The 21,125-nt window shown below is 61.2% G+C and carries 15 protein-coding genes; 3 read left to right on the forward strand and 12 right to left on the reverse strand.

Annotated features, from left to right (window positions below; all coding sequences use genetic code 11):
• Positions 1-16 precede the first annotated feature (16 nt).
• From RPG13_RS11055 to RPG13_RS11070, 4 genes are all read right to left on the reverse strand, one after another.
• Positions 17-3,316 carry an ATP-binding protein gene (locus RPG13_RS11055; protein WP_337125023.1) on the reverse strand — a complete coding sequence of 1,100 codons (3,300 nt, stop codon included), beginning with the start codon at positions 3,314-3,316 and terminating at the stop codon, positions 17-19.
• A gap of 292 nt (positions 3,317-3,608) precedes the next feature.
• Complete coding sequence (locus RPG13_RS11060) at positions 3,609-4,994, reverse strand: hypothetical protein (protein WP_337125024.1); 1,386 nt, start codon at positions 4,992-4,994, stop codon at positions 3,609-3,611.
• 203 nt (positions 4,995-5,197) lie between these two features.
• Positions 5,198-5,722 carry a GNAT family N-acetyltransferase gene (locus RPG13_RS11065; protein ID WP_128241304.1) on the reverse strand — a complete coding sequence of 175 codons (525 nt, stop codon included), beginning with the start codon at positions 5,720-5,722 and terminating at the stop codon, positions 5,198-5,200.
• A 73-nt stretch (positions 5,723-5,795) separates the two neighbouring features.
• On the reverse strand, positions 5,796-6,617 hold the full coding sequence (locus RPG13_RS11070) for a hypothetical protein (RefSeq protein ID WP_337125025.1): 822 nt from the start codon (positions 6,615-6,617) through the stop codon (positions 5,796-5,798).
• Positions 6,618-6,823: 206 nt separating this feature from the next.
• Between RPG13_RS11070 and RPG13_RS11075 the strand changes: the two genes are divergently transcribed.
• On the forward strand, positions 6,824-8,239 hold the full coding sequence (locus tag RPG13_RS11075) for an adenylate/guanylate cyclase domain-containing protein (RefSeq protein ID WP_095483614.1): 1,416 nt from the start codon (positions 6,824-6,826) through the stop codon (positions 8,237-8,239).
• A gap of 82 nt (positions 8,240-8,321) precedes the next feature.
• On the opposite strand, the gene RPG13_RS11080 is transcribed toward RPG13_RS11075, so the two are convergent.
• The 8 genes from RPG13_RS11080 to RPG13_RS11115 all read right to left on the reverse strand — a co-directional run bounded on the left by RPG13_RS11080 (position 8,322) and on the right by RPG13_RS11115 (position 19,138).
• Positions 8,322-8,801 (reverse strand): class I SAM-dependent methyltransferase, encoded by a 480-nt coding sequence (locus RPG13_RS11080; protein ID WP_095483615.1) that lies wholly within the window; start codon positions 8,799-8,801, stop codon positions 8,322-8,324.
• A gap of 147 nt (positions 8,802-8,948) precedes the next feature.
• Complete coding sequence (locus tag RPG13_RS11085) at positions 8,949-10,130, reverse strand: ABC transporter permease (protein ID WP_292622180.1); 1,182 nt, start codon at positions 10,128-10,130, stop codon at positions 8,949-8,951.
• The gene (locus RPG13_RS11090; RefSeq protein WP_337125026.1) at positions 10,127-11,125 is read right to left on the reverse strand and encodes an ABC transporter permease; all 999 of its coding nucleotides are present in this window, start codon (positions 11,123-11,125) and stop codon (positions 10,127-10,129) included. Before RPG13_RS11090 ends, RPG13_RS11085 begins: the two co-directional genes overlap by 4 nt.
• A gap of 2 nt (positions 11,126-11,127) precedes the next feature.
• Positions 11,128-13,026: an ABC transporter substrate-binding protein gene (locus RPG13_RS11095; RefSeq protein ID WP_292713288.1), complete on the reverse strand. Its 1,899-nt coding sequence runs from the start codon at positions 13,024-13,026 to the stop codon at positions 11,128-11,130.
• A complete protein-coding gene (locus tag RPG13_RS11100) occupies positions 13,023-14,918 on the reverse strand; it encodes an ABC transporter ATP-binding protein (protein WP_127289326.1) in 1,896 nt (631 codons plus the stop codon). The genes RPG13_RS11095 and RPG13_RS11100 overlap by 4 nt, the downstream gene beginning before the upstream one ends.
• 163 nt (positions 14,919-15,081) lie before the next feature.
• Entirely contained in the window at positions 15,082-16,422 is a 1,341-nt protein-coding gene (locus RPG13_RS11105) for an adenylate/guanylate cyclase domain-containing protein (protein ID WP_095483620.1), read from the reverse strand.
• A gap of 97 nt (positions 16,423-16,519) precedes the next feature.
• The gene (locus tag RPG13_RS11110; RefSeq protein ID WP_292501966.1) at positions 16,520-17,863 is read right to left on the reverse strand and encodes a nucleotide sugar dehydrogenase; all 1,344 of its coding nucleotides are present in this window, start codon (positions 17,861-17,863) and stop codon (positions 16,520-16,522) included.
• 114 nt (positions 17,864-17,977) lie between these two features.
• Entirely contained in the window at positions 17,978-19,138 is a 1,161-nt protein-coding gene (locus tag RPG13_RS11115; RefSeq protein ID WP_127289797.1) for a DUF3095 domain-containing protein, read from the reverse strand.
• A gap of 92 nt (positions 19,139-19,230) precedes the next feature.
• On the opposite strand from RPG13_RS11115, the gene RPG13_RS11120 reads away from it, so the two are divergent.
• Positions 19,231-20,319 (forward strand): glycosyltransferase family 4 protein, encoded by a 1,089-nt coding sequence (locus RPG13_RS11120; RefSeq protein ID WP_127289330.1) that lies wholly within the window; start codon positions 19,231-19,233, stop codon positions 20,317-20,319.
• Positions 20,316-21,092 carry a polysaccharide deacetylase family protein gene (locus tag RPG13_RS11125; protein WP_127289332.1) on the forward strand — a complete coding sequence of 259 codons (777 nt, stop codon included), beginning with the start codon at positions 20,316-20,318 and terminating at the stop codon, positions 21,090-21,092. Before RPG13_RS11120 ends, RPG13_RS11125 begins: the two co-directional genes overlap by 4 nt.
• Positions 21,093-21,125 lie beyond the last annotated feature (33 nt).

Raw genomic sequence — 21,125 nt, forward strand, 5'->3', positions numbered from 1 at the left:
CCAACCTCCAACCCGGCTAGTCGAGAAAAGGCAGCACCACAAGCGCTTCCGGGTCGAGCCCGTGCTGGGCGCATATTCCCTGCGCCAGGGAAAAGTAGCGTTCGGCCTCGGCCAGATTGTCGAGGTCGAGATTAAGCGTTGCGAGCCCATCATAGCACGGAAACAGCAGTTGGGGCTCGCCCGTTTCGCGGGCTACGTCGAGTGCTTCGTGGAACAAGCCAATCGCCAGCTCCGGACGGCCGTTGCACTGGTGGATCTGCCCAAGCACGATCAACGGCACCGGCAGGTGCTCGCGCTGGTCGAGCGCCCGGTCGATCTCGATGGCCTTCTCGGCAGCAGGCACGCCCTCCCTTGGGCAGCGATCCGTGAAAGTACAACAAGCGACCGCCAGATTGGCGAGGAGGCGCGCCTGGAAACCCAAATCACCAATATGGCGCGCCACTTCAAGACCGCGCATACAGACCTCCATCGCCTGTGCCGGATCGATGGTCGTATAAAGCACGCCGAGATTGGTGTAGCCGCGGCACGCCGCGCCCAGTAGACCGGCGGCTTCGGCCAATTCAATGCTACGCTCAACCTGACGCACGGCTTCACGGTTTTGCCCAAGGCGAGCCAGCGCAACAGCCTTGGTATTAAGTGCCTCGGCGGTCACGAGAGTGGCATCACACCCTACCTCGGAGACATGCTCCGTTGTCAGAGTGCGTACGCAATCCAGCGCCGCGTCCGCCCATTTTGCCGCGAGAGCGTGATCTCCGCTACGGAACGCCTGTCGGCCACGTTCTTGCCAGAGATGCGCCTGCTCGATCGGGGCATCCGCTCCATCGAGGAGCGCTGCCGCTTCAGCATAGCGGGATTCTGCGTTGTCCCGCTTGCCGACGTCCCAGAGCAGCCGACCGATCTTGCGTAAAACGCGCGCCGAAGCGACACGATTGGCTGACTCGCGGTATGCCTGCAACACCGTCTCGTAGTGGTGGTGCGCGATCTCGCGGCGGCCTACCGGGCCGCTCAAATCGGCAATGCGCTCTGCAATTGCCAGTTTCAGCGGTGTTTGCCCGATCGCGCCCAACGCAGTCAGTGCTCGCTCGTAAAAACGAAGGGCGTCGTCGTTGGCGTATATCATGCGAGCGCGATCGCCCGCCGCCTGCAGGTAATGCGCGCCCCTCTCCCGCTCGGCGCTCTGTGCGAAATGATGACCGAGCACGGTCAAATCCTCGAGCCGTTCCGGCTTGTCGCCGCACAGTTGCTCCAAGGCAGCACCGACCCGCCCATGGATGTCGGTCCGGCGTTGCAGGAGCAGATTCTGGTAGATCACGTCCTGCAGCAATGTTTGCGTAAAGCGGTAGCTTTGCGACGAGACCGAGCCTGATCCGGCAACTTCCTCGATGATTTCCGCATCGCAAAGCAGTTCGCAGCCGGCTTCTAGCCGACCGGGGTCGGCTGTCACGGCTTTCAGAAGTGTGGCATCGAAGCGCGGGCCGATTACCGCGGCTTCCTGGGCCAACCGGCGCACTTCTTGGGGCAGCCGGTCGACGCGAGCAAGCAACATTGCCTGGATAGTGGCGGGAATGCCGGTTGCGACTTCGCCTGCCACAGTCCGCCATCGCTGGCCCTCGCGCATCAGTACACCGCGATCGATAAGGCCGCGAACGATCTCCTCTACAAAAAGGGGGTTGCCGCCCGCGCGCTCGAGGATCTGGTCGAGAAGCCCTCCTGCGGAGTTTACCCAGCTCTCGCCGAAAAGCGCCGCCAGCAGGCTGCGTCCGTCATCATTGTTGAGCGGCGAAAGCCTGAGCGCTGTGTGACTGACCCGACTAGAGTCGAGCTGGCCGTTGTCCGGCGCCGGACGATGCGTGACCAGCAACATCAACCGCGTGCGTTCCAACCTGTCCATCACGAAACGTAGTGCCTCGAGCGACACGGCGTCGGCCCAGTGCAGGTCTTCGACGACAATTAACAGCGGCGACAACGCAAGCCGCCGTTCGATGATTGTGCGGACTGCGTAGAGAATTTGCCGCCGCAACTGCTCGGGCTCGACATGCTGCAAGGTGGCGTCCGGGTCGCCAAGGCCGAGCACATGGTAGAGCAAAGGCATCAGCCGCTTCGCCTCCTCGCCCTGTAGGCCGAGATCGGTAAGCAAGCCTGCGAGCTTCCCCCGCACTTCGTCCCCACTGTCATTTTGCATCATCCCGGCAGCGCTGCGCACCACTGCGCCCAAGGCGCCAAATGATTGTTCGCCCAGCGGTGAGCAGGTGGCCAGCCGCACGGCGACGTTGCGAAAACGATCGTCGTCGCCGACGCGGGCGACGAACTCCTTCACCAGCCGCGATTTCCCGATACCGGCTTCTCCGACGAGGCGGACAAGTTGGGCCGAGCCGCCGCAGGCCTGGTCAAGGCTCGCCAGCATTCTATTGAACTCCGCACCACGACCTATTATCGGCGCACTGAGGCCGAGCGCCTCGAGCCCACGCGCTGCACGCGGCGCCGCAAGCGGTGCATCCAGTCGATGGACGAGCACACTGCCAGCCTTGCCGCGAAACACGACATCACCCAGCGGCTCGTAAGAGAAGGCATGCCGGGTCAGCCTGTGAGTGAGCTCGCCCACCAGCACCTCACCCGGTGCGGCCAGCGATTGCAGGCGTTGCGCCGTATTCACTGTGTCGCCGGTCACCGAATAGGATTTGGCGGTGCCGATGCCCAATCCACCAGTAACGACCGGACCAGTGTTTATGCCGATGTGGAGTAACAGAGGCGAGCCGGAGTGGGGGGTGCTTTCGCCGAGCCGCGCCGTCCGGGCGATCATGTCGAGAGCGGCGCGAAGCGCACGTTCCGGATCGTCCTCATGCGCAACCGGCGCACCGAACAAGGCGAGCAGTGCATCGCCGATGAATTTGTCGACGAAACCACCAAAGTTTCGCACGGCCGCCGTCCATTCCTTGAACAGTTCGTTCTGCAGCGCTTGCATGACCTCGGGGTCGAGCTGCTCGCTGAGTGTCGTGAAGCCGCAAAGGTCGGCGAACAGGACTGTTACCGTCCGGCGATCGGCGTCAGAGACGGGATGCAGCCCATCTTCGCTTTCGATGTTCGGAAGCAGCGACGGAGTTCGAGAAGGCGGCACAACGGTCCGGCTTGGTGTAGGAGCAGGCCGTTCGACGGTTTTTGCGGGCGCACCGACGCTTGCCCCGCATTTCGGACAGAACTCGAAATCAGGTGCGCAGGGGTAGCCGCAACTGGCGCATGGCACGGGCTGGCGCCTGCCACACCTCGGACAGAAAGCGTAACCGCCCTCAACCTCGAAACCGCAGCCCGAGCAGTCCATAGGGACGAGACCTCACTAGGGGCCGTGCCGGCGTGATCTCACTACGCACTTCACGGCCAGGGTATTTCACAAGGATGAACCGATAACCGTCGACCAGCAAGCGGCAGCGCAAATGGGCATCGAACGGTCAGTGTGGGTCCGGTGGCAGAGCGCTGCCGATCAAGGCGGAAGCCGTCGTCGAAATCCCGAAAGGCATCAGCGTCAAGGAAGCGGCCGGATCAGACACCAGAGGCTCACCCATAGATCGCCGTCGCTTGGGGTTGCGGACCAGAAAATCAACCTGAAGCGAGGCTCAGCTCGCCTTGATCTCTGCCTGGCCGATCTTGCGCCATCGGGCGTTTTCGCGAACCAGTTTCAGGTCGTCGGTCGTCTCGGCAAGCGTCCGCAAACGGTATTGCCGGAGCAGGTCCGGGAAGAGCGCCCCTTCCGGTAGGCCGGCAAGCTGCTCGCGGACCGAGATCTTTTCATCGATGACCCGCATGCCCCAGGCATTTTCCCGAACGTGCAGCTCCGCAGCCAGATCGCGCTCTTCCGGCGAGTTTTCATCTAGCGCAGCCAGCAGGATAGAGTGGAAAAGCGCTACATAACCAATCTGTCTCAGGCCGCCCACAACCCGCACGCGCGGCAATATGGCAAGGACGAGGAACATCAGGAACAAGTTCGGCAGCAGCACGCCGTCCAGCAGCGCCTGCCTGAGATGCGGCCGCTCGAACGGGATGGAAAGACCATTCGGCCTGTCAGGCTCGATCAGGTGCCCGTTCTCGAGGACGAGCTTGCGCACGCGCTCCTCGCGGATGCCCCAGAAATAGGCCGTGGCATTGGGCAGGAATCTGCCAAATGGGCTCGATGCGGCCGCTTGCAAGGCACATTCCAGACGCTGGCGCCTTGCGGGCTCAATGAGCAGCCCGGAAAGAAGGCTGCCATCATGTTCTAGATGCCGCGCCACGGCAGCCGCGGCGAGCCGATCATCGATGAAAACCGGCAGGGCCATGCCGGAACGATCCCAATCGGCGACCAGATCCTCGTTGAGGGCTGTCAGCGCATCGGCGGCGGTTCCAAACACCTTGTCCTGGCTGGCAAGCAGTGTGCCCAGCCAGCGGCTGGCATCCGTTTCGTCGCCCACCGCTTCGAGCGCGCGCTTGTTGAGGGTGACGGGACCGACCACGCAGGCGCTTTTGCGGCACAGTTTGTGGCGCCCCATGCCAAACAGGTTGACCTTGTCGTCACCGACATCGAGCCATCCCGGCCCCTCCCGGCCAATTGTCTCCATGGTCATCGTCGTTCCCATGAAGCTGAAGAAGGCCGAGAGCCCGTTTTCGACCGCGCCGAGCCAGGCAAGCAGGAGGGCATCGAAGGTGATCCGGTCCATCAGAAGCAGGCAGTGCAGGCCGGACTGAATCACCGGTCTGTGCTCGAACTCTTCGAGGGCCTTGCCGATCTCTTCAGGCTGCATGATCACCCCAAGGCGCTGACGCAGGACTTCGCGCAGGATCGAGCGGGCAGCGATCGCCGGGCCCGATGCAGGCCTTGCCACCGGCCGCCACAGATGGCGGGCATAATCGGAAACCGGTGCATTCCAGTTCTGCTCTATGTCACGCACAACTTCCGGGCAGAGCAGCGACAGCACTGCCAGAATTTCCACCGGAGGCGTAGGGGTTGGGTCAAAGACAGCGGTCATTGGTCCCGTCTAGCCACTTGCGGCGCAAACGCCAAGGGAGACCAGACTTGCTGGATGCAGCCGGCCCACACGTAGATTGTCAACTCGATCAAAATGGTGTGAGACGAAATTGACCGTATCCTACGGAGCTCTCCATGAGCAATCACCTGTTCGCCGGCACGAATTGTTAGATTGGCCAAACAGTTAAGGCCAAACAGCGGATCTCAGAACCGCAGCCGGGCCATGCTCAGGAGGTCGTGGTACTGCCCGTCGGTAAAGCCGGCCTTCACATGCCGGCCTTCGACCTCGAAGCCGTGGCTTGTGTAGAGACGGACGGCCGGTTCGTTGTCGGCATAGACGGTCAATTCGACCCGCTTCAGGGCGCGCCAGTTGTCGGCCACGTCAAGCAGCGCGCCAAGTATGGCAGAGCCGATGCCCTTGCCGACAAAGGCATCGTCAAGGCCGATATTGATCTCGCCGATATGCGAACGGCGCGGCGAACCCTGCACGACCAGGCTGCCATGGCCGACGACCTTGCCGTCCAACTCGGCAACGATCCAGGTGGTTTCCTGGCCGGACTTGGCGATGCGCCGCTCCACCTGCTCCACCATCTCGAAGGGCATCCTGAGCGTGCCCCAGCGGAAGCCCGGCATGTTGAAGATAGCGCAGAGCGCCTCCGCATCGCTTGGCCGGACGGCCCGGAGCTGCGGCTGGATCTTCTCGGAGGATGGCGAGGTCGTGCTGGTCATGGCGCTCCCGGCAAAGCAATCGGCCCGGCACGATGCACCGGACGTCACCTAAAAATCCAGCCGTCTCCGCAACCTATGCCGATTGCGAGCTAATATACCGGGAGGCGGCGTAGAGTTTGAAGACGCCGCTGATGCCGATCCAGCCGAAAAGGGCGAGCCAGCGCAATGTCCCGGTCGCCGTCCAGTCGATCCGGTGCACCGCAGCGTCGGTGATGACGAGGCCAAGGATGGCAAGCAGGCCAACCAGAAACTGCGCCAAGCCGAGCACCAGCAGTTCCTCGCGCGGCGCGCTTCTCCAGACGAGATACACACCGCCCGCACCGGCGAGGAAGATAGCGCTGTAGACCTGAGCGTGGAAGGCATCGATCGGCCATGGCCAGAAGCCGCTGAATGTCAGGGGAAACAGCAACAGGCCGACTCCATAGAGCCCAAGGATCGCCGATTCCACCGGCATGTAGCCGCGCCATGCGGGGTTTAAGATCACGCCTTTTGCAGAAGGACGGGCCCTGGCCCGCCACAGGAACAGCCCGGATACCGCGACCGAAGCAAGATAGACCAAAAACCAGAGCCAGGGCGCTTTGCGCTCGAAGTTGAAATAGCCGAGATTGATGAACGAAGCCACCGACACGATGACGGTGAAGATGAAGGCCATGACGAGCACGAGCCTGCCGGGCGACCAGCGGTTCCAGACCAGCAACGCCACCATCATGACCATTTCGGCGGTGTAGAAGCCGCCGAGGAAGCGGGCATTGAACGGCGTGACGGCCCAAGGCCAGCGCGGCTTGACCAGCACAGGCGCAAAAAACAGGCCGGCGCCTACGATCAGGACGATGATGACCACCACCGAGAAAAGGCGCAGAGCCGCGGGAAATGGCGGGTTGTCGGATGTCGGCATGGGAGAAAGTCCGAAAGATGAATGCCTCATGGACCCATCATAGTGCCGCTTGCGGCCGGTGAAAATCCGCCCGAATGGAAATTGAGCTGTCACCGGCTTATCCATTCGAATGGCCGTACGGTCCGTTTCGAAGTAAGATGGAGCGCTCGGACCGAAACCCGGTCCGGCCAACACGCCTCTAGGGTGCATTTCCCGGAGCCTGCACGATGAACGAAGCTCAGGATCTGTTCTCGCTTCTGCGGCAATCGACCGATGTCGATCTACTGGCAATCGACGCGATCAAGCGAACCATCGAGGAGGGCAACGACCGCGAGCTTTGTCGCATCAATGTGCCAGCCTTCGCCAGCAAGCATGGCCTCGACGAGGAGCGCGCCATAAGCGCCTTTCTCCATGCGGCACGGGTGGGCATCTTCGACATTTCCTGGAATGTTCTATGCCCCGGCTGTGGCGGCGTGCTCGACACCAACGCCACGCTGAAAACCTTGCAGAAGGACGAATACACCTGCGCGCTATGCTCCGAGGGCTATTCGCCGACCCTCGACGAGATGGTCGAGGTGACATTCACCGTCAGCCCCCGCGTGCGCAGGATTGCCGCTCACAATCCACACGAATTGCCGTTGATGGAATATTTTCGCCAGATCTACTGGGCGTCCGGCGTCGATCTGCCGGAAGAGGATTTCGCGAAGAAGATGGAAGCATTCTCGCTGGAGGATATCGAGCTTGCCCCTGGTGAAAAGGCGGTTCTGCCCATACAGCTTCCGTCTGAATTCGTCATCGTCTTCGAGCCGGTCACCCATTCAGTGCAGTTCATCGACGGGAAGGGCGAACCAACAAAAGAGCGCCGAAGCCTCTCTTTGGTGTTCGACCGCGACCATGTCCAGAACCAGACGCTGGAGATGCAACCCGGCCCGTTGCGCATTTCGCTGGAGAACAGGACCGATGCCCGCGTGCTGCCGACGGTCTTCATCGCCGGCCAGGAATTGCATGATTTCTTGGGCAAACGCCGGCCCTTCCTGACCGCCAAGCGCCTGCTCACCAACCAGACTTTTCGCGATCTCTATCGCACGGATACGCTCGACATCAACCAGCGCCTGAAAATCACCAGCCTGACCTTCCTGTTCACCGACCTGCGCGGATCGACCGAGCTTTACGAGCGGGTGGGCGATCTTTCAGCCTTCGATCTCGTGCGCGAGCATTTCCAGGTTCTGCATGAGATCGTCGCGGCGGAGGCAGGCGCGGTGGTGAAGACGATCGGTGATGCGGTGATGGCGACCTTCGCGACGCCTGATCGTGCGATTGCCGCGGCCCTCAGGATGCGCGATGCCATGCGTGAGCTCAACGACAAGAGCGGGCGCGAGGATCTGCTGCTCAAGATCGGAGTCCATGCCGGCCCCTGCATCGCCGTGTCCATGAACGAGCGACAGGACTATTTCGGCCAGACGGTCAACATTGCTTCACGGGTTCAGAACCTTGCCAACGCACAGGCGATCTTCGCCACTCGTGCGGTGGTCGACGACAATCTCACCGCCGATCTGTTGCACAGGAACGCGCTGACGCCCGTGCCCCACGAGGTCTCGCTGCGCGGCATTGAGCGGGAGATAGCAGTCTATACGATCCCCTGAAGACTTGGCCCCTGAAGACTTGGCCCCTGAAGACTTGGCCCCTGAAGATTTGGCCCCTGAAGATTTGGGTCGTCTCGGCCCCTCAGACGCGCCTGCAGAGGAAATAACGATCGGCGGGCTCCGAAGTCGGCGGCGGGAGGCGTTGCAGCAGCGGGTGATCGAGCGGCGTGCCACTGACCGCGAAGCCGCCGACGCGAAGCAGGCGCGCAATCAGATCGGGAAGCCAGGTAGCGGTCACTGCATCGCGATCGTCATAGCCGGTGCCGATGTCGGCATGAACAAGAGCGGCGTCGATGCCAATGAACTTGCGGGCCGTCTCGCGTATTTCGCCGAGCACGAGGTTTTCAGCTTCGGGAATTGAGCTGGCGTGTGCGCCAACTTCGCGGTCGAACACCACGATCCGGCGCCCGGGCAGGCGCTCGCGCAGATGGTGGAACGTCCGGCCATTGCCGAGGCCGAGCTCGAGCACAAGCCCCTCCATCTTCGCCACCTCGGGGCAGATTTGATTGAGAATGTCGCGCTGTGCGGTCATCCTGCTGATGAAATTATCAAGGCGACTCATATGCGATTTATGTCCTGAACCAGCAGCCCCGATCGAGGCTTGCCGCATATAGAGGCGAACGACAAACCCTGCAATAACCCAACCGGCCGCCGACAAGCGTCATACCGGGTGGGGTCGTCGGCAGGGCCGCGCGGCGGAACAGCGATCTCACTTGTAGGGATCCGCGGCGTCCCGCAAGCCGTCGCCGAGGAAGTTGAACGCCATGATGACGAGAATGACGGGGAGCATCGGCAAAAGCAGCCATGGATAGAAAGCGATGACGCTGACGCTGCGCGCCTCGGTGAGCAGGATGCCCCAGCTGGTTATCGGGGCCCTCAGGCCGAGCCCGAGGAAGCTCAGCGCCGTCTCGCCCAGGATCATGCCGGGTATGGAGATCGTCGCCGTCGCGATCAGATGCGACATGAAGCCGGGAATGAGATGCCGCCCGATAATGCGGCTGCTCCTGGCGCCCATCAATTGGGCGGCCAGAACGTAATCCTCCTCGCGCAAGGCTAAGAGCTTTGAACGCACGGCCCGCGCCAGTCCGGTCCAGTCGAGCAGCCCGAGGATGACGGTGATGCCGAAATAGATCAGGATCGGACTCCAGGTTATCGGCATGATCGCCGCCAGAGCCAGCCATAGCGGAATGCTGGGGATCGATTGCAGAACTTCGATTATCCGTTGAACGATGAGGTCGAAGATACCGCCGTGATAGCCGGCCAGTCCGCCGATGACAATGCCGAGCAGGAAGCTGAAACTGATGCCGACGAGGCCGATTGTCAGTGAAATGCGTGCGCCATAGATGATGCGCGAGAGCACGTCGCGCCCCAGCCTGTCAGTGCCGGCCAGAAAGAGCTGGCCGTTTTCGGCAGGGCAGACAAAATGCCTGTCACCTTCGATCAAGCCCCAGAACTGATAACTGTCGCCCTTGCAGAAGAAACGGATCCGCTGAACATCATCCTTTTTCTCGATGTAGTTCCGCTTGAGCGTGTCCATATCCAGCGTCATCTGGCGGCCATAGACGAACGGACCGACGAACTGGCCGTCGTGGAACAGGTGCACCCGCTGCGGCGGCGAATAGATGTAGTCCATGTTGCGCGTGTGCAGATTGTAAGGCGCCAGGAATTCGCAAATCAGTATCCCGAAATAAAGCACGGCCAGGAATATGCCGGATATAACGGCAATCCGGTGCTCCCGGAATTTCCACCACATCAGCCGCAACTGCGACGCCTGAAAGACCTTCGACTGCTCCGGCGTCATCGCCTCGACCGACTGCAGGTCAAAGGGCGCGCTGGAAACGTAGTGTTGCAGCGGAGCACCCGGAGCGGGCAGGGGCGAATGCGTGCTCATTTGGTGCTACCGCCCTGCAAACGAATTCGTGGATCAAGCAGCGCCAGCGCCAGGTCGGAAATCAGGACACCGATGACCGTCAGGAAGGCGAGGAACATGAGGAACGACCCTGCCAGATACATGTCCTGGCTTTGCAGCGCCTTGATCAGCATCGGCCCGGTCGTTTCCAAAGACAGCACGATCGCCGTGATTTCGGCGCCGGAGATGATGGCCGGGAGGATAGAGCCGATGTCGGAAATGAAGAAATTGAGCGCCATGCGCAGCGGATATTTGACCAGCGCCTTGAACGGATGAAGTCCTTTGGCGCGCGCGGTCACGACATATTGCTTGTGTAGCTCGTCGAGAAGATTGGCGCGCAGCCGCCGGATCATGCTTGCCGTGCCTCCGGTGCCGATGATCAAGACCGGAATCCAGAGATGGGCGAGGATCGACTTCGCCTTGGCCCAGCTCATCGGCTCGCCGAGATATTGCTGGTCCATGAGATGGCCGATGGATGTGCCGAACCAGATGTTGGCGAAATACATCAGGATCAGCGCCAGCATGAAGTTCGGAATCGCAAGGCCGAGAAGGCCGAAGAAAGTCAGGCCGTAGTCGCCCCAGCTGTATTGATGCGTGGCGGAGTACATGCCGATCGGAAAGGCGATGAGCCAGGTGAAGATGATCGTGACGAAGGAAACCAGCACCGTGAGCCACATTCGGTCCCCGACGACATCGCGAACCGGCAGCTCATATTCGAAGGAATAGCCGAAATCGCCGTGTAGCATCCCGCCGACCCAGTAGAAGTAGCGAATGAGCGGTGGCTGGTCGAAACCATATTCCTCGCGCATCATCTCGATGCGGTCGGAATCCACCGCTTCGCCCTGAGCCCGAAGCTCGGCAACATAGCTGTCGAAATAGTCGCCTGGTGGAAGTTCGATGATCGTGAACACCAGTGCCGATATGACCAGCAGCGTTGGAACCATCACGGCGATGCGCCAGACAAAATATCGAAACACGCTCAGGAGTCTCCAAGCCAGAATGTATCCGGCATGTAGACACCGAAATAGGCGGTCGGGTCGTAGCCGTAGAGCGCCTTGTCAGGCAGATTGCGCAGCCGCGAGGACGCCAGAACCGGCTGATGCGTTCCGTTCACGGTGCCGATGGAAAACACCTGATCGGTGTAGATCGACAGCATCGAGTTCCAGATTTCGGCGCGCTCCGTGGCTTCGGTAGATGCGTTCCAGCGCTTGAGTAAAGCCATCAACTCGACCACAGGCGGAAGATCGGGCGCCTCACCGACCTTGCCATGAGACAAGTAGTGGGCACCCCAGAGCGGCCATTGCAGCTGGTCGTCGATGGTGGGGGCCAGCTGGTACGGGTTCATGTCGGCGGTCGGCACGCCATTGTCGATGCCCGACCACATCGACATCATGACCTGGCCGCCAAGCGCGCGGCTGCGGAAGATATCGCGCTGCGAAGTCCGGATGAACAGGGCGATGCCGATCTTGCGCCAGTGATCGGTGATGAGTTCGAGCGCGTCGGTTTCCAGCGTGCTTTCGCCGGCCGTTTCCACTATGATCTGCGCAGGGCGTCCATCGGGAAGTATCCGCAGGCCGTCATCGTCACGCGTCTGAAGCCCGACCTCGTCGAGCAGGGCGTTGGCCTGGTCTGGATCATGGGCGACCCAGGCTTTCGCGAATTCCGGCCGGTAGAGCGGGCTCTCCGGCAGGACCGTATCGGCACTTTCCTGTGCCAATCCGTAGAACACAGCCATATTGATCTCGCGCCTGTCCACAGCGAGCGAAAGGGCACGGCGCACGCGCACGTCACGAAAAAGGCCACGCCACACCTGGTCGGAACAATTCAGATTGGGCAGCAGCGCCAGCCGCGAACCCTGTGTGCGTTTCCAGAGATGCATCTTCACCGGGTAGCGCTTCTCCGCGTCCTTCAGGAAGGAGTAATCGCTGAAGTCAATTCCCATGCATTGCAGGTCGCTCTCGCCCGCACCGGTCTTGGCCGAGATGATCGCCGACGAGCTGACATTCATGACGATCCGGTCAACATAGGGCAGTTGCCGGCCATTCTCGTCCATTCGATGAAAGAACGGGTTGCGCTCGAAGACGAATTGCTCGGCCGGCGGTTTGGTCCGGTTCTGCCAGGGATCGAGCGTCGGCAGTTCCGGGTTCTCCGGGCGATACTGCCGCGACATGCGGATATGCAGGAGCGTCCATTTCTTGGCCCGGTTCTCCTTCATCAGGCCGGCGAGCCGGAATGGATCCTGGTATTTCTTGTGGAACTGCTTGAGATAGGCGGCCGGCAGAACAAGCGATAGCGGCGAAGCAGCAGCGAGCTTGGGCAGGAAGTCGGGATTGGGCGCATCCCAACTATAGCGGACCGTCAACGGATCGACGATCTCGAAGCGTGGCGGCCTGCCGTCCGCCAGGAGGGTCGGGGCAAGCCCGCCCTGCGAAAGCTCATCGTTCAGCCAGACATCTTCCCAGCAATAACGAAAATCCTCCGGCGTCAGCAGGCTACCGTCAGACCATTTATGCCCTTCCCGAATCTTGAAAGTGAAGACGCGATCATCCGCTACGTCGAAACTTTCGAGAATGTCGGGTTGCAAGTTAAGCTTTTCGTCATAGCCGACCAGGCGAGCATATCCGTAGATCGTCATCATCCGAATATCTTTCTGGCTGCCGATGATCGTGCGCAGCGTGCCGCCATACTGGCCGGGCTGCCGGCCCATCGCGGCGAGGTTCAACGCGCGCGGGCTCTTGGGCAAGCGTTCGGCGAGTGCCGGCAGCGCCTTGGCCTTCAGCCGCGGCTGAAGAAATTCCGGCTCCAGATCGCCGGCGTGCGACGTGCCCGGCAGAAATGCCGAAGCCATGAGTCCAAGGACGGTGCGCCGGCTGATCAATGGCGTAACTCGCTGACATCGGCCGTACGCCGGGCCAGCACGAGGTGGCCGCCGCCAAGGTCGAGCGGCGACAGCATACCCTCGTCGCCTTCGTCGCGGAATTGCGGTCCCCATGCGCTGGTGTCGGAAGCGCCGCCGAGCTGCAGCGTCTTGAAATCCATCGGCCTGTCGAGATCGGGGAAAGGTACTGCAGCTACTAGTGAGCGCGTGTAGGGGTGGACCGGTTTCCTAAGCAGAATTTCGCGCGGCGCGAGCTCGACGATACGCCCGCCGCACATCACCGCGATGCGGTCTGCCATGTAGTCCACCACCGCCAGGTTGTGGGATATGAACAGGTAGGTCAGGCCCAGTTCCGTCTGCAGGTCCTTCAGAAGGTTCAGGATTTGCGCCTGGACAGAGACATCGAGTGCCGAAACCGGCTCGTCGCAGATCAGGAGTTCAGGCCCCAGCGCCAACGCGCGCGCGATGCCGATACGCTGACGCTGCCCGCCGGAGAAACTGTGCGGATAACGCTTGATGAAGCGCGGATCGAGCCCGATTGCCTGCATCAGGCTCTTGACCGTGGCGAGTCGGGACGCGGCATTGCCACGTTGATGGATTTCCAGCGGCTCGCTCAAGATGTTCTCCACCGTCATGCGAGGTGAAAGCGACGAAACCGGATCCTGGAAGACCATCTGGATTTTCGCGCGCAGCATGCGCAGGGCGTCTCCCTCGGCTTCCAAGACGTCGATCGGACCATCGCGGCCGTTGAAGATCACAGAGCCGCCGCTAGGGGTGACAGCCCGCATGAGGATCTTGCTGACGGTGGTTTTGCCGCAGCCGCTTTCGCCGACAAGACCCAGGCACTCACCCCGCCTGATATCGAAGCTCACGCCGTCCACGGCGCGAACAGAGGCTTGATGATCTCCGCCGAACCATCCGGACTTGCGGATGGTGAAGGTCTTTGTCAGATCCCTGACCGACAGCAGGATGTCGTCCGGCCCCTTCGATGCCGGCGCCGTCTGCTTGCCGAGCAGGTTCCCGACATTCACCGGCACCTCGCGGAGCGCCTTTAGCCTTTCGCCAGGCTTCAGGTCGAAATGCGGAACGGCTGCCATCAGGCCCTTCAGGTAAGGGTGGCCTGGCCGGCGGAATATCGCCTCCACAGGTCCCGCTTCCATGATCTCGCCATGGTACATGACCACCACCTCGTCGGCGACATTGGCGACCACGCCAAGGTCGTGCGTGATCAGCAGCATCGCCATGTTCAGCTTCGTCTGAAGCTCGCGCAGCAATTGCAGGATTTGCGCCTGGATGGTGACGTCCAACGCCGTCGTCGGCTCGTCGGCGATCAACAGGGCGGGCCGGCAGATAAGCGCCATGGCGATCATGGCGCGTTGACGCAATCCTCCCGAAAGTTCAAAGGGATACATGTCATAGGCGCGCTTGGGGTTGGGAAAACCGACAAGGCCGAGCATTTTCTCGGTCCGCGCCTTGCGCTCCACCCGAGCCATGGGCGTATGAATCTGCAGGGATTCGCTGACCTGATTGCCGATCGTGTGCAGCGGCGACAGTGATGTCATCGGCTCCTGAAAGATCTTGCCGATGCGGCTGCCTCTCAACGCCCGGATTTCGGGTCCGTCACGCGGCATCTGCAGGATATCCTGCGTCGTGCCGGGCTTTTCAGGATCGGAAAACAGGATACGGCCGCGAACATGGGCTGTGTTCGGCAAAATGCCCATCACTGCCTGGCTGAGAACCGATTTTCCGGAACCGGACTCGCCCACAAGCGCGGTAACCTTGCCGGGCAGGACGCGAAGATTTGCACGCCTGACGGCATGCAAGGGTCCCCCGATAATGGCAAAAGAGATGCCAACATCCTCGATCCGCAGCAGATCAACACCCGAATTCATTCTCACACCAGCCCCACTCTGGCGGCCTGCCAGGCGGCAGGCCCAAAAAGCGAGACTAGCGTATTGCCAGCCTAGAGCAACTTGGATTCGAAACGGTCGCCAGTTCCCTGGCGGAACCGGCGACCGGACTGCATACCAAGGCGTTCGGATCAGATCGTGGCGGTTACTGGAGCTTCCTCGGGTCGGCCGCCGACAGCCGCGCGGCATCGCGATGAAGCAGCATGACCTGCTCGGCGTCCGATATTCGGTCGTAAATCGGCTCCAGCGCACCGTCTTCATCGAGCGCGAGAGCACCCGACAAATCGGGTGAAAGCACCGTCAGCTTCTGCTTGATGCCCGCCAGTTCCTCCTTGCCGAGCGTCAGCCAGCTGTTGGCGCCGCAATAGCTGGCGAAGTCTTTGCTGGCGAGAACGCTGTGCGGATGTTTCTTGGTCAGGGTCTGGAGGCGCTGGACCTCGTTTACAGCCGAGCCGAAGACAGAGAATGTGAGCCGGTCTGTAAGCCCGACGTTGCCGAACATCACATTGCCGACATGCAGGCCGATACCAAACTTTATGTCGCCTAACCCCTGCTCCTTTCTGCGCAGATTGAGATCCATTATGCGCGCGCTGGCCTTGTGCGCTGCCGCAAGAGCAGCCTGGCAAGCGATCTCGGACTGCGAGCGATGCCTTTCGCAAGGGTAGACGGCAATGAAGCCATCACCTATGAAACTCATGATCTGCCCTCCGCTGCGATTGAAAGGTGCGGCAACGGCGTCGAAAAACTGGTTCAGCGTATCGATATAGATCTCGCGGCCGGAGGTTTCGGCAAGCCTTGACGACCCGCGCATATCGGCCATGACCAGTGCGGCCCGGATGGTATCGCCCTCGCCGCGCTTGATCTGGCCGTCCAGCACGCGCCTGCCGGCGTCGCCGCCGAGATAAGTGGTCATCATGTTGTCGGCGAGCTTGGTGAGCACCGCCATCTTGGTTGCGATGGCGAGATGGTTCTGGATGCGCAGCAGCGCCGAAATCATGCTGTCGCTGAAGCCTGCAGCACTGTCGGTGGACCAAGACCCCAGCATGCCCTGACTGGTATTGCCGCTGAAGGGATGCACGAAAGCCATGTAATCGGTGACGCCCATAAGCCTGAGGTCATCGAAAACAGGAAATTCCGACGACACTGACGGGTCGAGCCGGCGCCGCAGATGGTCGAGCTTGTTGCTGAGCAGATGATAGTATGGGCTGGTCAGGAATCTGTCAGAATGAACGCCGTCCTCCTTGCGGAAGCCTTCCACTTCCAGGCCCTGGCCGCGGAGCCAGGTGAAGCCAAGCGCGTCATAAAGCGGATGAAGCATCGAAAAGCTCAAATGCACCCGCTTCAAAGGCAGGCCGGCAGCAGCCAGCCGTTCACAAAAGCCCTTTACCAATGTTTCCAGGTCGTCGCCCGCCAGCGCCGATTGGGTCAGCCAATCGGCAACCTTATCCATGAGAATGGCAGAAATTTCTGCTTGCGCTGTGCTCATGCTATCTCCGAACTCTTGGGCCTCATGTGGCGAGGCTGCCGGCGGGATGCAATCACGATCCTGACAGCGGGCAAAAAATTCGCCGGCTCGGACGCCATCAGGCCTTCACCACCGTCTCTCGGGCTAGCCCGAGGCGGCCAAAAACATTGCGTGTGTCGATGATCAGAGGAGCGTGATCAGCGATCGCCTGATAGTCGATCGCGTCGTGGTCGGTTGCAACGACGACAGCGTCGAAATCCTTCAAGGCCACCTCGGTCAAGTCGACCGAGCGACGCCCCTTGATCGCCATATGCTCCCGTGTGGTCGGGATTTCGGTAACATGCGGATCGTGGAATTCCGCCTTGCCGCCCCATTCCTCGATGAGTTCAATGAGCCGCAATGAGGGGCTTTCGCGGATGTCGGGCACATTCTTCTTATAGGCGAGCCCGATGATGAGAATGCGCGAGCGGCTGAGCGCCTTGCCGTGGCGCCGGTCCAGCGCCTTCGCCAGTTCATCGACGACATGACGCGGCATAGCCGTGTTGATCTCTGCGGCCAGCTCGATGAAGCGGGTCGGCAGTTCGTATTCGCGCGCCTTCCACGTCAGGTAGAAGGGATCGATCGGAACGCAGTGCCCGCCAAGTCCAGGGCCAGGATAGAAAGGCATGTAGCCGAAGGGCTTGGTCTTTGCCGCCTCGATCACCTCCCAGATGTCGATGCCCATCGCACCGAGCACGACCTTCAACTCGTTGACGAGGGCTATGTTGACCGAGCGGAAGATGTTTTCCGTCAGCTTGACCGCCTCGGCGGTCGCCGTGGTGGAAACCGGAACGACGGTCTTGACCACGCCCTGGTAGAAAGCCTGCACGAGCGTCGCCGCTTCAATGCCGTCACCTGCCACGACCTTGGGGATCGTCGCGACTTCAAAGCTGCGGTTGCCGGGATCCTCGCGCTCGGGCGAGAAGCCGAGGAAGAAGTCTATCTTCGACTGCAAGCCGGTCTTTTCCAGTATGGGCTTGATCACGTCGTCGGTGGTGCCAGGATAGGTGGTCGATTCCAGCACGATCAGCTGGCCGAGACGTAAATGCTTCGCGATGGTGCCTGCCGTGTTCCGGACAAAGGAGAGGTCCGGCTCTCGGTGTTTCGTCAGCGGTGTCGGAACGCAGATGATGATGACATCGCAGACGGCCAGTTCGGCAAAATCCGCAGTGGCGCGGAACCGTCCGATCGCCACCTCGCTGGCAAGGGCTGTGGACGTCACCGCCTCAATATAGGACTGGCCGTTGTTCAGGCTCTCGACCTTCTGGGCTTCGACGTCGAAGCCGGAAACCGGGAATCCGGCGCGTGCGATCGCAACCGCCAGCGGCAACCCGACATAGCCCAGTCCGATCACGCCGACTTGCGCGGCACGCGTCGAAATCCGGTTCAGAAGACGGTCATATGTCGATCGTGAGGCGTCCAAAAATCTGCTTCCCGTCAATTCGGACAGGCTGTCCGCGCCCATGGCGAGGCGCACCATGGTCCCAAGAACCATTGCCGAGGCATATTGCGGAAAATCGGTTTCCGCAAGCCGTCATCAGACCGGCACCTTCGCCTTCAGGCTTGCGGCAGCAATCGCATAGCCGCCGGCGGCGCCATCGATGAAATGAACGTGATCGCGCTGCAGCGGCGATGCGACGAGGCATGTCATCAAGGCCGATTTCTGGCGGTGCAGGCCATAGTTGCAGATGCCCGCCTCTTCCGCCTGTTTAAGCCGGTTCTCGATCCGTTGCATCACATCCGCGTCAACGTCGATGGTCATCTTCAAGCCGTCGTCGAACTTCCGGAAATCCGAATTGCTGGCCACGTCGCGTTTGTAGATCTTCGGATCGAAACTGCCGATCGTCCAGCCATATCTATCCGTAACAGCCGTAAGCGTCATCAGGAACACTACCCACAGCTTCGATAGCCACCGCCATCCTGCGGGTGCCATGGCCCGCGCCTCGATATCGAGGCCGGCGGGCAGAAAACTGTAGCTCGGCCCGTTCACCGGCACCGGGTGGCCATCGCGTTCCTGCCTGCCGGCAAGGGCGATGATGTCGGAAGCCAGAAACTGAAAACCGCGCAGGTCGCGCAACGCCCCCGGTACGGCTATGATCGAGACGATTTCGCCATGCCGGGCTTCGATCGGGTTCCAGCGGCAGGAGAGGCCGGTCAGATCCGGCCGCGCGCCGGCCGGCGCAGGATCGATGCGGTAGCGCCCGGCTTTCATCTCGGCTTCCGCCCAACTGCCGCCACCTCCGGCGAACATGGCATAGAAGACCGCTTCGGAGGCCTGGAACCTCGCCACGCGAACGTCGAGGCCTTGCGCTCTTATATCCTTTATCGGCACGATTGCGGCACGCAAGGTCAGATCCAGTTCGTCCGCCACCCATCTCTGGACAGCCGCCAGCGCGTTGCGGACGATCTCCAGCGCCGAGCCAGGAAACGCCACGAGCGCGCCGTCGCCGCCGAAGACAAAGGGAAGATCTTGCCTACCCAGCGCATTGAGCAGCGCCGAAATGACGCTGGCACCGGCCATATTGACGGTTTTATAGCGCCCCGCCTCGATCGCCTTGGTCGAGCCGACGATGTCTGCGGTGGCCAGCGCCCAGCCATCGGGGAGAGGCCGATAGTTATCGATATCGGCAACGCTTTCGAACCTTGCGAAGACCGGCAAAGAAGCGACAAACGGGTCGGACGCGGCAGCTGTTTCCATGAGCATCAGATAGCACATTCCAGTGCTTGAAGGTGAAGTCGATCATGGTTCGAAATTGACTTGCGCAGGCTTTCCGATGATAGGGTCCGGCGATGCGAATTGCTTTCTACGCGCCGCTGAAGTCACCCAATCATCCCGTTGCCTCCGGCGACCGCCAGATGGCACGGATGCTGGTCAAGGCGCTGGAGCATGGTGGGCATAGCGTCGAACTGGCATCCGAATTGCGCTTGTATCTACGCGAACCGGAGTCGAAGAGTTTCGATGCGCTCAAGACCGAGGCCCGAGAGGAGACCGCGCGGCTGACCAAGCTTTGGGATCGTGACGGCAAGCCCGATCTCTGGTTCTCCTATCATCTCTATTACAAGGCGCCCGACCTGATCGGGCCCGAGCTGGCGTCGGCCTTTGCTATCCCCTATGTGACAGCGGAAGCCTCCTATTCGAGGCGGCGCAACACCGGCTTGTGGGCCGATACGCAAGCGTTGGTGGCGCGAGCCGTCGAACAGGCAGCGCTGAACATTTGCTTCACGCAAAGGGATCGTCAGGGACTGACAGATGCGATTCCCGACGCCGCTCTCGGCATGCTTTCGCCCTTCATCGACACATCGGTATTCCGGGAACTGCAGGCACGGGGTTGTCCGACGCGCCTCGTTACCGTCGCCATGATGCGCCCGGGCGACAAAGTCGAAAGCTATCGCATGCTGGCGCAGGCGCTCGGTCCGATCGGCCACCTGCCCTGGACCATGTCGGTCGTCGGGGATGGCCCTGCCCGTGACGAGGTCAAAGCGCAATTCGCCGGCTTGCCCGCCGACCGTATCGAATGGCTTGGCGCGATTGAGCCAGCCGCCGTGCCGGATGTCCTCTACCGTGGGGGAGTTTACGTCTGGCCGGGTTATGGCGAGGCCTATGGCGTTGCCTATCTTGAAGCGCAGGCCGCCGGCCTTCCGGTGGTGGCTCAGGACATCGCCGGCGTGCCGGAGGTCGTGCGGGATGGCCAGACCGGGTTTCTCACCCCGCCGGGCGATGTGGCGGCGTTCGCTTCTGCCATTGAAAGGCTTCTGGCCGGCAACGACGAAAGAACCATCATGGCCGCGGAAGCCAGGCGTTTCATCCTCGAAGAACGTTCCCTCGGTGTTGCAGCGGCGCGCCTGGCCAAACTTCTTGCGAAGATCCCGGTTTCATGACATCCGATCAGGTCTGGCAGCCCTTGGTGGAAGAACTGGCGTGCCTGCAACGGGCGGACCGTAAGGCAGAGTTCTGGCTGCGCGACGACGACGCCGTGGATCCGACGCCTGCGCTTGATCGGCTGCTCGACCTTACCGGTAAATTCGCGGTTCCGGTCACTCTGGCCGTCATTCCGGCCCTGACTGATGAGAAGCTTGTCGTCCGGCTTGGCGAGGCGCCGCATGCCACGGTCGCCATCCATGGCTGGGCGCACCGAAATCATGCGCCCGAGCACCAGAAAAAGCAGGAACTCGGCGCGCATCGGCCACGCGAGGCGGTGCTCGATGATCTGGCTCGCGGGCTGACGCACGTAACCGAACTGCACCGCGCACGTGCCGTTCCGATGCTGGTGCCACCTTGGAACAGGATCGACGCCGGCTTGGTATCCGACCTTGGATCGATAGGATTTTCGGCATTGTCGGTCTATGGGCCGCCGAGGCCGGCTTCACTTGCAGTCATCAACAGCAATGTCGACATCATGGATTGGCATGGCACGCGCGGCTGCCGCGATCATGGCCTATTGGTTCAGGCTATCATCGCGCAATTGCAGCATGCAATCGACGGCGGCGAACCGGTCGGCCTGCTCACCCACCATCTCGTGCATGATGAATCGGCCTGGCTCTTCCTCGAACGGCTGTTCACAGTCACCGCACAGACTGAAGCCTGCGCATGGCTTCCGATCAGGACATTGATCGGGCGCAGCGCTGCTAGAGCAATTCCAGGAAAAGTGTGAGCGGTTTTCCCGGGAAAAGCGCGTAGCGCTTTC

This window comes from Mesorhizobium sp. ISC15 (genome assembly GCF_037162615.1).
Lineage (GTDB): Bacteria > Pseudomonadota > Alphaproteobacteria > Rhizobiales > Rhizobiaceae > Mesorhizobium > Mesorhizobium mediterraneum.